General features: G+C 66.4%; 17 protein-coding genes and 1 tRNA gene. 10 read left to right on the plus strand and 8 right to left on the minus strand.

Features of this window, described 5'->3' with window-relative positions; all coding sequences use genetic code 11:
- Nucleotides 1–94 precede the first annotated feature (94 nt).
- From ACZ1H8_RS21065 to tkt, 5 genes are read right to left on the minus strand one after another with little or no spacing between them, the layout of a single operon-like run.
- Nucleotides 95–742, minus strand: coding sequence for a TIGR02466 family protein (locus ACZ1H8_RS21065; protein WP_465179187.1), 648 nt, complete (start codon nt 740–742; stop codon nt 95–97).
- Nucleotides 739–1929, minus strand: a complete 1191-nt coding sequence (locus ACZ1H8_RS21070) for a phosphoglycerate kinase (RefSeq protein WP_465179188.1) — start codon at nt 1927–1929, stop codon at nt 739–741. Before ACZ1H8_RS21070 ends, ACZ1H8_RS21065 begins: the two co-directional genes overlap by 4 nt.
- Nucleotides 1926–2384, minus strand: coding sequence for an MOSC domain-containing protein (locus ACZ1H8_RS21075; protein ID WP_465179189.1), 459 nt, complete (start codon nt 2382–2384; stop codon nt 1926–1928). The genes ACZ1H8_RS21070 and ACZ1H8_RS21075 overlap by 4 nt, the downstream gene beginning before the upstream one ends.
- The gene (gap, locus tag ACZ1H8_RS21080; protein WP_465179190.1) at nt 2381–3388 is read right to left on the minus strand and encodes a type I glyceraldehyde-3-phosphate dehydrogenase; all 1008 of its coding nucleotides are present in this window, start codon (nt 3386–3388) and stop codon (nt 2381–2383) included. Before gap ends, ACZ1H8_RS21075 begins: the two co-directional genes overlap by 4 nt.
- Nucleotides 3389–3405: 17 nt before the next feature.
- Nucleotides 3406–5319 (minus strand): transketolase, encoded by a 1914-nt coding sequence (gene tkt, locus ACZ1H8_RS21085; RefSeq protein ID WP_465181444.1) that lies wholly within the window; start codon nt 5317–5319, stop codon nt 3406–3408.
- A gap of 184 nt (nt 5320–5503) precedes the next feature.
- On the opposite strand from tkt, the gene ACZ1H8_RS21090 reads away from it, so the two are divergent.
- From ACZ1H8_RS21090 to ACZ1H8_RS21115, 6 genes are all read left to right on the plus strand, one after another.
- Complete coding sequence (locus tag ACZ1H8_RS21090; protein WP_465179191.1) at nt 5504–5686, plus strand: hypothetical protein; 183 nt, start codon at nt 5504–5506, stop codon at nt 5684–5686.
- Nucleotides 5686–5988, plus strand: coding sequence for a cell division protein ZapA (locus ACZ1H8_RS21095; RefSeq protein ID WP_465179192.1), 303 nt, complete (start codon nt 5686–5688; stop codon nt 5986–5988). Before ACZ1H8_RS21090 ends, ACZ1H8_RS21095 begins: the two co-directional genes overlap by 1 nt.
- Nucleotides 5989–6193: 205 nt before the next feature.
- Nucleotides 6194–6748, plus strand: coding sequence for a 5-formyltetrahydrofolate cyclo-ligase (locus ACZ1H8_RS21100; protein ID WP_465179193.1), 555 nt, complete (start codon nt 6194–6196; stop codon nt 6746–6748).
- Nucleotides 6745–6963, plus strand: a complete 219-nt coding sequence (locus tag ACZ1H8_RS21105; protein WP_465179194.1) for a DUF2842 domain-containing protein — start codon at nt 6745–6747, stop codon at nt 6961–6963. The genes ACZ1H8_RS21100 and ACZ1H8_RS21105 overlap by 4 nt, the downstream gene beginning before the upstream one ends.
- Complete coding sequence (locus tag ACZ1H8_RS21110; protein WP_465179195.1) at nt 6960–7208, plus strand: hypothetical protein; 249 nt, start codon at nt 6960–6962, stop codon at nt 7206–7208. Before ACZ1H8_RS21105 ends, ACZ1H8_RS21110 begins: the two co-directional genes overlap by 4 nt.
- Nucleotides 7209–7219: 11 nt before the next feature.
- Entirely contained in the window at nt 7220–7651 is a 432-nt protein-coding gene (locus tag ACZ1H8_RS21115) for a DoxX family protein (RefSeq protein WP_465179196.1), read from the plus strand.
- Between the two features lie 14 nt (nt 7652–7665).
- Here the strand turns inward: ACZ1H8_RS21115 and ACZ1H8_RS21120 are convergent.
- Nucleotides 7666–7742: transfer RNA gene (locus ACZ1H8_RS21120), tRNA-Asp, on the minus strand.
- A gap of 45 nt (nt 7743–7787) precedes the next feature.
- Complete coding sequence (locus ACZ1H8_RS21125) at nt 7788–9026, minus strand: AI-2E family transporter (RefSeq protein WP_465179197.1); 1239 nt, start codon at nt 9024–9026, stop codon at nt 7788–7790.
- A 113-nt stretch (nt 9027–9139) separates the two neighbouring features.
- Between ACZ1H8_RS21125 and glpK the strand changes: the two genes are divergently transcribed.
- From glpK to ACZ1H8_RS21140, 3 genes are all read left to right on the plus strand, one after another.
- Nucleotides 9140–10600, plus strand: coding sequence for a glycerol kinase GlpK (gene glpK / locus ACZ1H8_RS21130; RefSeq protein ID WP_465179198.1), 1461 nt, complete (start codon nt 9140–9142; stop codon nt 10598–10600).
- 8 nt (nt 10601–10608) lie between these two features.
- Nucleotides 10609–10983, plus strand: a complete 375-nt coding sequence (locus ACZ1H8_RS21135; RefSeq protein ID WP_465179199.1) for a ribosomal maturation YjgA family protein — start codon at nt 10609–10611, stop codon at nt 10981–10983.
- Between the two features lie 70 nt (nt 10984–11053).
- Nucleotides 11054–11884, plus strand: a complete 831-nt coding sequence (locus ACZ1H8_RS21140) for an EcsC family protein (RefSeq protein WP_465179200.1) — start codon at nt 11054–11056, stop codon at nt 11882–11884.
- Nucleotides 11885–11890: 6 nt separating this feature from the next.
- Here ACZ1H8_RS21140 and ACZ1H8_RS21145 read toward each other — a convergent pair whose 3' ends face one another.
- Entirely contained in the window at nt 11891–13636 is a 1746-nt protein-coding gene (locus ACZ1H8_RS21145) for a class I adenylate-forming enzyme family protein (RefSeq protein ID WP_465179201.1), read from the minus strand.
- A gap of 156 nt (nt 13637–13792) precedes the next feature.
- On the opposite strand from ACZ1H8_RS21145, the gene ACZ1H8_RS21150 reads away from it, so the two are divergent.
- A complete protein-coding gene (locus ACZ1H8_RS21150; protein ID WP_465179202.1) occupies nt 13793–15013 on the plus strand; it encodes a serine hydrolase domain-containing protein in 1221 nt (406 codons plus the stop codon).
- Nucleotides 15014–15058: the final 45 nt, after the last annotated feature.

Here is a 15058-nt window from a genome sequence, read left to right on the forward strand (position 1 = left end):
TCCCTATCCTCCCGTTTCGCAGGCGAAAAGGCTGACAACGGTGACGTTCGCACCTGCAGCGAAATAAGGTCTAGATCTCGCTCGACCCGGGGGCTCAGCCGGCGCCTTGACCGCCGGGAAAAGGGTGAAGATTAATCGCGATCGAGATGCGTTCGCCCGGACCACCGTGCGGCATCACGCCGTGATTGAGCCATCCGGGAAACAGGATCACGCGTCCGCTTTTCGGCCGCAGCCCGAGCTGAGGTTCGTGCGGCGCACCATCGGGTCGCCGGAACCGGAGATTGGGCATCGTCATAAGGATCATTGGCATGCGCGGATCCTCGATGGTCAGTTCGCCGCCCTTGGCCGGTCCGCTCCCGTCCGAGCCATCGTCTACATAATAGACCGCGGACCAGAATGCTCCGGGATGGGTATGCATCTGGTTCGAGGCATGCGGCGGGGAGACATTGGCCCAGATGTCCGTACCCCAGCGGTGCCGGGGCGCCGCCGGGGACACGATGTCAACGCAGTGAGCATCAGCGAGCGCGATTACATGGCGCACGACCGCGTCCAGCGCATCGCCGCCCCATTGCACCATGTCATGTTCGGACTGCCACCCGCCGATATTCGAGATGGTCACCCCGCGCGACGCAGCCCGGCGATCGAGGATCGTGGGCTTGAGCACCGCATTGAGCGCTTCGGCGTTCGGCACCTCATCGATGACCACCGGGGTCTCGAACAGGCCGACCACCTGCGCGCTCATCGTGTCAGCGCCGCGACGCCCGGCAGCTCCTTGCCTTCCATCCATTCCAGAAAGGCGCCGCCCGCGGTCGAGATGAAGGTCATGTCGCCGGAAACGCCGGCCTGATTGAGGGCAGCGACGGTGTCGCCGCCGCCAGCGACCGACACGAGCGAACCTTCACGCGTCAGCGCTGCTGCCGTGCGGGCAAGCGACATGGTCGCGGTGTCGAACGGCGGCGTCTCGAACGCGCCGAGCGGCCCATTCCACACCAGCGTCCGGCAGGTCTTGAGCACATCGGCCAGCGCCTCGGTCGCCGCCGGGCCGATGTCGAGGATCATCTCGTCCGCCGCGACTTCATGGACGTTGACGGTGCGCGTCTCCGGGTTCGCCTTGAACTCCTTCGCCACGACCACGTCATAGGGAAGATGGACGGTGCAGTTGGCCGCATCGGCCGCGTCGAGGATCGCCTCGGCCGTGCCGGTCAGGTCGTGCTCGCACAGGCTCTTGCCGACATCGACGCCGCGCGCGGCGAGGAAGGTGTTGGCCATGCCGCCGCCGATGATCAGGTGATCGACCTGCGCCACCAGATGCTTGAGCACGTCGAGCTTGGTCGAGACCTTGGCACCGCCGACGACTGCGGCGACCGGATGTTCGGGATTGCCCAGCGCCTTGTCGAGCGCATCGAGTTCGGCCTCCATCTGACGGCCGGCAAAGGCGGGCAGCTTGTGTGCCAGGCCCTCGGTCGAGGCATGGGCGCGGTGCGCCGCCGAAAAGGCGTCGTTGACATAGAGGTCGCCGAGCGCCGCGAGACGTTCAACGGTCTCGGGCGCATTCTTCTCCTCGCCCGGATCGAAGCGGGTATTTTCGAGGATGCCGACCTCGCCATCGGCCATCTTGGCGATGCTGTCTGCGGCGTCCTGATCGTCGATGAAGCGGACCGGGCGGCCGAGCACTTGCTCGAACGGCTTGGTCACCAGCGCCAGGCTCATCTCGGGATTGCGCTGGCCCTTGGGCCGGCCGAAATGCGCGAGCACCACGACCTTCGCACCGCGATCGGCGAGTTCGGCGACCGTCTGTACCGCGGCGCGCAGCCTTGTGTCGTCGGTGACTTGCCCGTCCGCCATCGGCACGTTCAGATCCTCGCGGACCAGCACGCGCTGTCCCGCAATCTCACCCATGTCGTCCAGCGTCTTGAAATTACGGCTCATAATTCGATCCTGACCTTGTCACCGATCCTGATGTCGCCGCCCGTGACGACACGCGCACAGGCGCCGCCGCGCCAATCGGGCCGAAGCGCAGCCTGCAGCCCGTCATGAAGTTCGTCCATCCGGACACACGGATCGCATTCGACGGTGACGCGAAGCACCACGTCATCGCCGATCAGGATCCGTGCCCCGTCCGTCTGGGGCAGGTCGACGCCCTCGACCAGCAGGTTCGCCCGCCGCTGCCACCAGGGCAGGTCGGCGCCCGCTTCGGCCAGGGCCGCCGCCCAGTCTTCCGCTTCCATCACGGTGACTTGGCGGCGGTTCCTGCCACCGGGTTTCAAGGGCCCGCGATAGCAGCCCTCGATCCCCTGCTCGACCGTCACCCTGACCGATTCGATCGTCTCGATCGGTCCCCGCTTCCGTTGATGGCGGGCGATGCCGGCGAGCGTGCCGGTCACCCCAGCTTGGCCATCGCAGATGCGGTATCGACCATGCGGTTCGAGAAGCCCCATTCATTGTCGTACCAGCTGACGACGCGGACCAGCTTGCCGTCGATCACCGCCGTCTCCAGGCTGTCGACGGTCGACGATGCCGGGGTGTGGACGATGTCGATCGAGACCAAAGGCTCGTCCGAATAGACCAGCACGCCCTTCAGCGGGCCGCTCTCGGACGCAGCCTTCAGGATCGAGTTGATCTCTTCCTTGGTCGTGTCGCGCTTCGGCGTGAAGGTCAGATCGACAAGGCTGCCGTCCGGCACGGGCACGCGGATCGCCGAGCCGTCCAGCTTGCCCTTCAGCTCGGGTAGAACCTCGCCCACGGCGCGGGCGGCGCCGGTGGTGGTCGGGATGATGTTCATCGCCGCGGCGCGGGCACGACGCAGGTCCGGGTGGATCTGGTCGAGGATCTTCTGATCGTTGGTATAGGCGTGGACCGTGGTCATCAGGCCGCGCTCGATGCCGACGCTGTCGTTCAGCACCTTGGCGACCGGCGCCAGGCAGTTGGTAGTGCAGCTGGCGTTCGACACGATCGTGTGGCCGGCCTCCAGCTTGTCGTGATTGACGCCGTACACGACGGTCAGGTCGACATTCTTGCCCGGTGCCGAGATCAGCACCTTCTTGGCGCCGGCATCGATATGCTTCTGGGCGCTGGCGCGGTCGGTGAAGAAGCCGGTGCATTCCAGCACCAGGTCGACGCCGTTCTCCGCGTGCGGCAGGTTGGCCGGATCGCGCTCGGCAGTCACCTTGATGCGCTTGCCGTCGATGACCAGGTCGTTGCCGTCCGCCTCGACCGTGCCCGGATATTTGCCGTGGACGCTGTCGCGCGAGAAGAGCCAGGCGTTCGACTTGGCGTCGGCCAGGTCGTTGATCGTCACCAGTTCCAGACCGCTGTCGGCACGCTCGAGAATGGCGCGCGCCACCAGACGGCCGATACGTCCGAACCCGTTGATCGCAACCTTCGTCATGTCCCAGCTTCTCCTGCTTAGTTCAGTTTCTCTGTGATCTGCGGCACGATCGCCGCGGCGGTCAGGCCGAACAGCTCGTACAGCCGGGGCGCCGGGCCCGAGGCGCCGAACCGGTCGATGCCGAAGCTGAGGCCGTCAGTCCCGACATAGCGCTCCCAGCCAAAGGTCGTGCCGGCCTCGATCGAGACCTTCAGCGCGTCCGCCGGGATCAGGTCGGCGCGATAGGCGGCGTCCTGCGCATCGAACCGCTCCCAGCATGGCATGGACACCACATCGGCACCGATGCCCTGCGCTTCAAGGGCGTCGCGCACCTCGACCGCAATCTCGACTTCCGATCCGGTCGCGAGCAGCACGACCTTGCGATCGGCCTGCGCGGCGCGGAGGCGATAGGCGCCCCTGGCCGACAGGTTGCCAGCCTGCTCGCGCAGCTGCGGCAGGTTCTGCCGGGTCAGCGCCAGCAGCGACGGCGTCGCCTTGGTCGCGAGCGCTTCGGCCCAGGCCTCGGCAGTCTCGATGACGTCGCACGGGCGCCACACTTCGAGGTTCGGCATCGCGCGCAGGCTCATGACATGCTCGATCGGCTGGTGCGTCGGGCCGTCCTCGCCCAGGCCGATCGAATCATGCGTCATGACATAGACGACGCGGGTCTGCTGAAGCGCCGACAGGCGGATCGCCGGACGGGCATAGTCGGAGAAGACAAGGAAGGTGCCGCCATAGGGAATGACGCCGCCGTGCAGCGCCATGCCGTTCATCGCCGCGGCCATGCCGAACTCGCGAATGCCGTAATAGACGTAGCGGCCCGAATAATCCTCCGCGGTCAGCGGGCCGGTCTGCTTGGTCTTGGTGTTGTTCGATCCGGTCAGGTCGGCCGAGCCGCCGACGGTCTCGGGGATCTGCGCGTTGATCGCGTCAAGCACCATCTCGCTCGCCTTGCGGGTCGCGACCTTTTGCGGCGCCGCGAGCAGGCCGGCGATATAATCGTCGAGCGAGAAGTCGGCCGGCAGGTCGCCCGCCATGCGACGCTCGAACTCAGCGCGGTCGGCATGGCCGGCCAGCCGTGCCGACCAGTCGGCATGGCCCTGAACATTGCGCTTGCCTGCATCCAGCCACGCCTGGCGGATGTCCTCGGGAATCTCGAACGGGGCATGGTCCCAGCCCAATGTCTCGCGAGCGGCCGCGATCTCGCCGGCGCCCAGCGGCGAGCCATGGGTCTTCGACGTGCCCTGAAGGTTCGGAGCACCCTTGCCGATGATCGTGCGGCAGCGGACCAGCGTCGGCCGATCGTCGGCGATCGCGGCGTCGAAGGCGGCGCGGATGCTGTCGGCGTCATGACCGTCGCATTCGACGACCTGCCAGCCGGTGGCGGTGTAGCGCGCCGGAATGTCCTCGCTCGACGAGAGCGAGACCGATCCGTCGATCGTGATCTTGTTGTCGTCCCACAACACGATCAGGCGGCCGAGCTTCAGGTGACCGGCAAGGCCGATCGCCTCATGGTTGATTCCCTCCATCAGGCAGCCGTCGCCGGCGATCACCCAGGTACGGTGGTCGACGACGTCATCGCCGAAGCCTGCGTTCAGGTGACGCTCGGCCACTGCCATGCCGACCGCCATCGCCAGGCCCTGACCGAGCGGGCCGGTGGTGCATTCGATGCCGGGCAGCTCGAAATTCTCGGGGTGGCCGGCGCAGGGGCTGCCGACCTGGCGGAAGGTGCGGATATCCTCCAGCGTCGGGCGAGCATAGCCGGTCAGGTGGAGCAGCGAGTAGATCAGCATCGAGCCGTGACCGGCCGACAGCACGAAACGGTCGCGATCCGCCCAGTGCGGATCGGTCGGATCGAACTTCAGATATTCTTGGAACAGGACGGTCGCGACATCGGCCATGCCCATCGGCATGCCGGGATGTCCCGAGTTCGCCGCCTCCACGGCGTCCATCGAAAGCGCTCGGATCGCATTCGCGCAATCGGTGAAAGATGCGGTCACTGGAACTCCCCCGGATAGCTGGCGCGCACGCCTTTGGGACGCATGGGCGCGCGCGTCAACCGCTCCGCCGAATAGCGTCACCGCCCGCAACGATAGCGGGTTGCCGCGCCCCCGGGGGGATCGTAAGCGAAATGTCATGGCGGACATTGTATCGAACCGCATCGAAAAGGCGTTGGAACGGATCGAGGCGGCAGCCGCGTCGCGTGCCTTTGCTCATGCACGACTCGCCCGGCGTCATGCCCGGCTTCGCGATCGGATCGAGGACGCGGTCCAGTCGCTCGACATCCTGATCGCCCGCGAAAAAGGGGATGGCGAGTAATGGCCGAGATCACGCTGAGCGTGGCGGGCCGCAGCTATACCATCGCCGCCCGCGACGGCGACGAACCGCATCTGCGGCATCTCGAATCGCTGCTGGAGAAGCATGCAGCGACCGCATTGCGTGCCTCGGGCGGGCTGAGTGCGGAGAAGACCCTGGTCTATCTCGCGCTGATCCTGGCCGACCTGCTCGACGAGGCGCAGCGCCATCCATCGACTGGCGTCTCGCCGGTTCTTCTCGACCGGATCGCCGATCGACTGGAAGCGGTCGCCGCGGCCCTTGAGGAAGACGATGAGGACGCCTAGATAGGTCGGCGGCGGGTACTGCCCGGTACGAGCCTTGGCATTATCCCTGAGGCTATTCATCATCCATGGGGGCTGTCCCTGTGCAGATCCTGGTCTGCGGCACATGGTCCCCACCTGACGTAACGGGCGTCAGAGGATATTCTGGCAAACGGCCAGGGCGGTCCCGCCACCGCACTGTCTCACCCTCGAACCGACGGGAGACCGCATGATTCCCGACAAGCTGGCACTCCGGGCGCGCCTTCGCGCCGAACGCGACCGTTTCGCGAGCGAATCGGAAAGCGGGATAATGGCGCCACCCGACTTTCTCGAACGCCTGCGTCCCGGACTTGTCGTCACCAGCTATATTGCGGTCGGCAGCGAGGCAGATCCGACCCTGCTCGCCGCCGCAGCGGCGGAGCGCGGCTGTCGCATCGCCCTCCCCCATGTCACGACCCGCGCCACCCCGATGCGGTTCCTGCTGTGGGACATGACCGAACCGCTGGCGCCCGGACCGATGGGCCTGAAGCAGCCGCGTGCAGATGCCGAGGAAGTCGTCCCCGACATCATCGTGACGCCGCTGGTCGGGTTCGATTCGCGTCTGGGGCGGCTCGGCCAGGGCGCGGGCTATTATGACCGCGCCTTTGCCCGCTTTCCCGATGCATGGCGCGTCGGCTGCGCGTGGAGCGTCCAGGAGGTGCCGGCGATCCCGACCGATATCTGGGACGTGCCGCTTCATGCGGTCATTACCGAGCGCGGCATGCTATGGCATCCGGAGACATGAGTACCGGACCCGAACCCACCTGGCGCAAGCCCGCCGGCATGATGGCCATCCTGACGCTGATCCTGGTGTGGATCGTGCTGGTGGCGACCTTTTCCGCGGAGATCGGGTCGCTGCCCGTCCTCGTCCAGCTGATCATCTATCTGGTGCTGGGAATCGTGTGGATCCTGCCACTGAAGCCGCTGCTGCGCTGGATGGAGCTCGGCCGCTGGCGGTGAACGACCCTCAGGGCCCCGTTCCAGGGTCGCAGGGCGGCCGCTGGGAGGCGATCGTCGTCGCCGCGACCTTCGGCTTTGGCGGCGGCCTGGTGTCGCTGGCGCTGGTCGGGCTTGCCTGGCTGACCATGGGGCCGTCGTTCAGCTGGCCGCTCGTCTCATCCTTCGTGACCCTGTGCCTGGTCGCGGTGGCGATCGGCGCCCCGATTCTCGTGATCGACAGGATTCGTACCCGCACCGACCGATAAGGGAGAGATCGATGGCCGAGTGGAGGACGCTGGTGGCGCAACCGCGCTGGGCAACGCGCGGCGACATCGTCCTTCTTGTCACCCGGCTGGTGATCGGCGGCTTCCTGATCTGGGGCGTGTGGGACAATATCGTCAGCGCGGCGCGCATGGCCGAATTCGTCGACTTCGTGCGGCGCCATCATTTTCCGAGTCCCGAAATCGCCGCGCGACTATCGGTCTGGGCCCAATTTTTCTGCGGGGTCGGATTCGTGACCGGCTTCGCGATTCGCTGGGCCGGACTGGTCTGCGCGATCAATTTCGCGGTGGCGGTTGCGATGGTGGATTCGAACCTGGGCGTGCGCGGCGCATTGCCATCGACCTGCCTGATCCTGTTCGGTCTGATCTTCGCTACAATCGGCGGCGGCCGCTTTGGGGCCGACGCCATCGCACTTGGAAAAGACTAAGCCTTTCAAGGCGATGGCGCGAGTGACGGGGCTCGAACCCGCGACCTCCGGCGTGACAGGCCGGCGCTCTAACCAACTGAGCTACACCCGCTTGAACCAGCGAGGAGGCGGCCACTACCCGGCCCTCAAATGGGTGTCAACCGGATTGATCGCGATTTGTGCGACGAAATCTGCTTGCGGCCCGATCCCCCACCAAAGTTCCATGCTCGAACAGGAATCCGGCGATGTCCGGCTTGCCCGCAGCGTTCATCACCGTCTGCACGATGATGAGAATCGGAACCGCCATCAGCGCGCCCGGCGTACCCCACACCCAGCCCCAGAAGCTCAGCGAGATGAGAATCAGGATCGGGCTGATCGTCAGGCGGTGGCCCACGATCAGCGGGGTCACGACATTCGCCTCGATCAGGTGCGCGCCGATCATGATCGCCGCCGGCGCCAGCGCCCACCAGATGTCGGGAAAGGTCATCAGCCCGCCCAGCGCCATCAGGAACGCCGCCAGGATCGGCCCGAAATAGGGAATATAGTTGAGCAGCGCGACCATGCCGCCCCACATCAGCGGGCTGGGCATGCCAACCGCCCACAGCGCTCCGGCAACGATCAGGCCCAAAGTCAGGTTGATCAGCGTGATCGTGCCCAGATAGGCCGAGGTGTCATCGACCACGTCCTGGATCACCCGCGCCGTCGCCATCGCGCCGCCAAAGCTGGCGCGGCTGGTGATCGCCCCGCGCCGCAGCCGGGTCCAGCCCGAGAGGAAGAAATAGATGACGAGAATCGCGAAGAAGCTCTCGATGATCGCCGAGGGCGCCGAGGTGGCGAACAGGTCGAGCAGCGAGCGCGGTGGCGTCGCCGCCATCACCGCAGGCTGCTTCATCGGCTCGGCCGCAAAATTGGTGAGCGTGCGATTCACGAACTGGTCGAGATTCGCATAGAGCTCGATCAGCGGCGCGAGATTCTTCTGGATCTGGGGAATGCGCGCCGGCAGGTCGCGAATCCACTGGATCGCCGGCATCACGATCGACGCCAGCGCGACATTCGCCGCCAGCAGGAACAGCAACACGCAGGTGAACGCCGCCAGCGCCGACGGCATGCGGTGTCGCTCCAGCCATTCCAGCAGCGGCACCAGCGCGATCGCGATGACGATCGCCGCGGTCAGCGGGAGGAAGAACTCGCTGCCCGCCTTCAGCGCGAAGGGAAGCGCCAGCACCAGCCCGATGCCGGCGATCAGCGTCAGCGACGCGATCAGCCGGTCGCGCTGCGCGTCGCTGCCGGTCGGTTCGGGCAACAGCGGACTGGGCGGTACCGGCTCCGGCGCAGGCACCGTCGATGCCGCCGCACCGTGGGACAGTCCGACACCCTGATCTGCCGCATCGTTCATGATCTCAACCTCATGCCGCAATGTACATCGCGCCGGTCGCCAGCAACAAGCGAGCAATCATGTCGCCCGCCACATGACTTCCGCCTGCCCTGCCCTTGCGCTAGCGTCGCAGGATGGGAGAGATATTGCTGGTCATCGACGAGGGGACGACATCGACCCGCGCGATGCTGTTCGCACCGGATGGAACCGTCCTCGGATCGCATTCCGCCGAGCTGGAACAGCATTATCCGGGGCCCGGCCTGGTCGAGCATGACGCCGCCGAAATCTGGGAAAAGACGCTCGGCTGCGCGCGCAGGATGGTCGAGCAGGCCGGCGGCCCCGATCGAATCGCGGCGATCGGGATCACGAATCAGCGCGAAACGCTGGTCTTCTGGGACAAGGTCAGCGGCGAGCCGCTGGCCCCGGCGATCGTCTGGCAGGACCGGCGCAGCGCGGCGCTCTGCCGCGAGTTGAAGGAAGCGGGTGAGGAACCCGGCGTCCAGGCGCGCACCGGCTTGCTGCTCGATCCCTATTTCAGCGGGACCAAGATTGCCTGGGCGATGGCGAACTGGCCACAGCTGCGCGAGGCGGGCGACCGGTTGGCGCTGGGAACGGTCGAAAGCTGGCTGGTGTGGAAGCTGACCGGCGGTCTCCACGTGACCGATGCGACCAACGCCTCGCGCACCCTGTTGATGGGCCTGGGCAGCGGCGGTTGGAGCGACGGGCTGGTCGACATGTTCGGCGCCCCGCGCGACGCGCTGCCCGAGATCGTCGATTGCGCCGGTACGTTCGGGACGACGACCTTGTTCGGCGGCGAGATCCCGATCTGCGGCCTGGCCGGCGACCAGCAGGCGGCGACGATCGGCCAGGCCTGTCTGAAGAAGGGCGAGACCAAATCGACCTATGGCACCGGCGCGTTCATCCTGACCAATGCGGGCACGACCCAGCCGACGTCGAAGCACCGGTTGCTCGCCACCTGCCTGTGGCAGCTGGGCGGGCGGCGGACCTATGCGCTGGAGGGGTCGGTGTTCGTCGCCGGCAGCCTGATCCAGTGGCTGCGCGATTCGGTGAAGCTGGTCGAGACCGCGCAGGAGACCGAGGCGATCGCGCGATCCGTCCAGGACAATGGCGGTGTCTATCTCGTCCCTGCCCTGTCCGGACTCGGCGCGCCCTGGTGGCAGCCCGAGGCACGCGCGGCGATTACCGGGCTCAGCTTCTCGACCGGCCGCGCGCATATCGTCCGCGCCGCGCTGGAGGCGATGGCGCATCAGAGCCATGACCTGAAACAGGCCTTTGCCGCCGACGGCGCGGACTGGGCGATGTTGCGCGTCGATGGCGGCATGGTGACCAACGACTGGATCGCGCAGGATCTGGCCGACATGCTTGACCTGCCGGTCGAACGGCCCGACTTCGCCGAGACGACGGCGCTGGGCGCGGCGATGCTCGCCGGCGTCGGTTGCGGCTGGTTTGCGGGATTGGAGGAAGCGGCGACGATGCGAGGGGCAATTCGGACTTTCGAGCCGCGGGTCGACCGAGCGGTGCGCGACGCGCGACTGAGCGGATGGAAATCCGCAATCGAACGCACCCTGCCCTGAGCCGATCGATGCAGTTTCATCGCGGCTATGCCGTCCTCGCCCTTGCCGTCTTCGCGATCGAGGTCGTCATCGCGCTCTATGTCCGCGACCGGTTCGTGCGGCCCTATCTGGGTGACGTGCTTGCGGTCATCCTGGTCTATCTCGGCCTGCGCACGCTGACGCGGCTGCGGGTGACCGCCGCGGCGATCTGCGCGCTGGCGATCGCCTTCCTGGTCGAGTTCGGCCAGCTCTTCGGCGTCGTCGACCGGATCGGCCTGGGCCACAACCGGGTCGCGCGGATCGTCTTCGGTACCGGCTTCGACCTCCATGACCTGCTCGCCTATGCCGCCGGCGCGCTGATCGTCGTGGCGATCGAGCGCAGCTGGCCGGGCCGCAGGCGATAGGCGGAGCCGATTCGTTCGCCATGCGTCTGGTCGGGCGACAGGGTGCGAATCGCGAAGGGGCAGTCGGGCAATGATCGAGCAGGCGAGAGCGAGCAATTCGTGCGGCGGCTTCAGCGCGGCCGAGCTGGATCAGCTCGAATCGATCGCCCGTGCGCATATCGCCGCCGACACGCTGTTCATGAAGCTCGCCAATCGCGCGGGAAAGGTGACGGGCAGCGTGCTGTCGCGCCTGCCCGAAGGCTGGCAGGACATGGTGCAGAAGGCGTCGGCGACGGCGCTGAAGGCGGCCTGGGCGGCGGCGGGCACCACCCAGCCCCAGCGCCATCGCGGCCGGGTCGGCCGGCTATTGTCGAACACCACTGGCGAGCACTTTCATAGGGCAGCCACCGCGCTCAGCGGTGCCGTGGGCGGCGCCGGCGGCGCTATGACGACCGTGCTGGTCGATCTGCCCGCAACGACGACGCTGATCCTGCGATCGATCCAGCAGATCGCGCTGGACTATGGCGAGGATCTGGATGCGCCCGATGTGCGCGCAGACTGTATCGCGGTCTTCGCGATGGGCGGGCCGTCGCCGGCCGATGACGATCGGGAGATGAGCCTCTATGCCGCACGCACCGCGCTGACGGGCAAGGCGATCGGCGACATCATCCTCAGCGTGGCGCCGCGCTTCGGCGTGGTCGTGTCGCAAAAGGCGGTGGCCCAGGCCGCACCGCTGCTGGGCGCAGTGGCGGGCGCGGCGATCAACCCGATCTTCACCCGCTATTACCAGAAGATGGCGCATGTCCGCTTCCGCCTGCGCCGGCTGGAACGCGACCATGATCCGGCTCAGGTCCAGGCCTGTTTCGAGCGGATGGTCCAATCGATCCGCAAGCCCGGATCCGAGCCGGAGACCGCAACGTAACTCCGGTCAGGCGACCGCGTCGGAAACGAACAGCGCCTTCAGATCCTTTTTGAGGATCTTGCCATTGGCGTTACGCGGCAAAGTCTCGGGCGCGAACAGGACCTTCACCGGCACCTTGAAGCCCGCCAGGCGCTGGCGGACCCAGTCCTGTAGCTCGGGTTCGCTGGCGCTGGCACCGGGCGCCAGATGGACGACCGCGGCCGGCTCCTCGCCCAGCGTCTTGTGGGGCACGCCGACCAGCGCGCAGTCCATGACGCCGGGAAAGGCGTAGAGCACGTCCTCGACCTCGGACGAATAGATGTTCTCGCCGCCGCGGATGATGATGTCCTTGGCCCGATCGACGATGTACAGGAACCCCTCCTCGTCGATCCGTGCGAGGTCTCCGGTGCGGACCCAGCCGTCGACGAAGGTCTCGGCGGTCGCCTCGGGCTTGTTCCAATAGCCCTTCACGATCATCGGCCCGCGCGCCCACAGCTCGCCCACCTCGCCGATCGGCAGCTCCTCGCGGCCGTCCAGGTCCATGACCTTGATGTCCGCGGCGGCAACCGGAATGCCGGCGCTGCTCGGCCGCGCCAGATAATCCTCGCCGGTATGCTGGGTGACGGTCGCGGTCGTCTCGGTCATGCCCCAGCCATTGCCGGGCAGCGCGCCGAACTCCTCATAGATGCGCTTGACCAGCTCGGGCGCGGACGGCGCGCCGCCATAGGAGATATTCTCCAGGCTGGAGAGGTCATAACTGGCGCGGTTGGGATGCTCGATCAGCTGCCAGGCGATCGTCGGCACGCCGCCGGTCGCATTGACCTTCTCGCGCTGGATGATCTCCATCGCCTGTTCCGGGTCCCAGCGGCGCATGAAGATCATCGTGCCGCCCGCCGCGACCAGCGTCATCATCGCCGCGCTGCACGCGGTAACGTGGAACAGCGGGATGACCAGCAGCATCGTCTTGTGCTCGGGCGCCTCGGGCGGGATCTCGCCCCGGCGCAGCATCGCGCGCGCGGCGGTATAGCCGCTCGACATGATGTTGGTGACGAAGTTGCGGTGCGTGCCGAGCGCGCCCTTGGGGCTGCCGGTGGTGCCGCTGGTATAGAAGATGGTCGCGTCGTCGTCGGGCAGGACATCCGCCTCGGGCAGGCCGATATCGTCGAGTGCCGCCCAGGAACCGGGCGTGCCGATCAGGTCGTCGAGCGGCGTCGCGCCGTCCAGCTCGCCGCGCGCCCGGCTGACGATCGCCCGCTCCAGCGCCGGGATCTTGTCGTAGCAGCTCTTCAGCCGCTCATGCCGTTCGCCATCGACGAACAGCAGCTTCGAACCCGAATCGTTGAGCGCATATTCGAGCTCGCCGCCGGTCCACCAGGCATTGAGGGGCACGATGATCGCGCCGATGCTGACGCACGCGAAATAGATGACCGGCCATTCGGGCAGGTTGCGCATTGCCAGCGCCACGCGGTCGCCCTTCTCGACCCCCATCTCGCGCAGCTTGTGCGCCAGATGGCTCACCGCGCGGTAATTGGCCTCATAGGTGACGCGCTCGTCGTCATAGATGGTGAACTCTCGCGCACCATAGGCGCGTACCAGCTGGGTCAGGATGCGCAGCGTCGGCGGCGCGTTCTTCCACACCTTGGTAGGCACGCCGCCGATATCGACCGTGTCGAGTTCGAACTTCGCGCCGGGAGCGGTCAGCAGCGCGCGGATTTCCGCTAGGGAAGCCTTGGGCCAGTTCGGGTCCAGCGGCACGATCGGATCGGTCGACACGACGGCATCTCTCCAATTGTTGAATGTCGGGTTTGTCCCGCGATCTGTGATTCCTGATTGACCTAGTGTTGATTCAAGCGGCACTCAAGGCAATAGGGGATGCGCAACGAGCGGAAACGCTTGAGACAAGATTCGAAACAAGGGTATGGAGTACGCATGAAGATCGCACGGCCGGAATCGCATGGCTTCGACCCCAGCCGGCTCGCGCGGATCGATGCGTTCGTGAAGGACCGCTATCTCGATTCGGGCAAGCTGCCGCATGCCCAGCTGCTGATCGCGCGCGATGGCGAGATCGTCCATTTCAGCCATCAGGGCGCGGCGCGTGACGGAGGCAAGACGGTCGACGAGGCCACGCTGTTCCGCATCGCGTCGATGACCAAGCCGATCACCAGCGTTGCGTTCATGATGCTGGTCGAGGAATGCAAGGTCGCGCTCGACACGCCGGTGCATCATGTGATCCCCGAGTTGAAGGACGTGGCGGTCTATGACGGCGGCGGCGCGGGCGTGCCGTTCGTGACCAGGCCGGCGCTCACACCAATGCGGATGGTCGACCTGCTGCGCCATACCTCTGGCCTCACCTATGGCTTCCAGAACCGCAGCAATATCGACGCGGCGCACCGCGAGGGCCGGATCGAGAATTGGTGGGGCAATCTCACGCTCGACGAGTTCGCCGCGGCGCTGGGCAAGCTGCCGCTCGAATTCTCGCCGGGCGAGGCGTGGAATTATTCGGTGTCGACCGATGTGCTGGGCCTGATCGTCCAGCGCCTGTCGGGCATGCCGCTAGACCGCTTCTTTGCCGAGCGGATCTTCCAGCCGCTGGGCATGCATGACAGCTTCTTCCAGGTGCCCGCGGACAAGCTGGACCGGCTGGCCGATTGCTGGACGCTGGGGCCGAACCGCGAGCGGGTGATCTATGATCGCGGCGCCGAAAGCTATTGGGCGACCCCGCCGCGACTATTGTCGGGCGGCGGCGGGCTGGTCTCGACCGCGCTCGACTATCACCGGTTCAACACGATGCTGCTGAACAAGGGCCAGCTCGACGGGGTGCGGATCATCGGCCGCAAGACGATCGATCTGATGACGATGAACCACCTGCCCGGCGGATCGGACCTGGCGAGCATGTCGCGGTCGCTGTTCAGCGAGGCGACCAATGCCGGCGTCGGCTTCGGGCTGGGTTTCGCCGTCACCACCGATCCGGCGCGCACATTGGTGCCAGGATCGGTCGGCGAATATTATTGGGGCGGCATGTTCTCGACCGCCTTCTTCGTCGACCCGGTCGAGCATATCACCATGGTGTTCATGACCCAGTTTTCGCCGTCGAGCTTGTACCCGATCCGCCGCGAGCTGAAGACGCAGATCTATGCCGCGCTGACCTGAGCCGGCGCCCCCTCACCCCTTTTCCCGGCGCCTGTCGGACCTGAT

It is taken from the genome of Sphingomonas sp. BL-S-25, assembly GCF_055521555.1.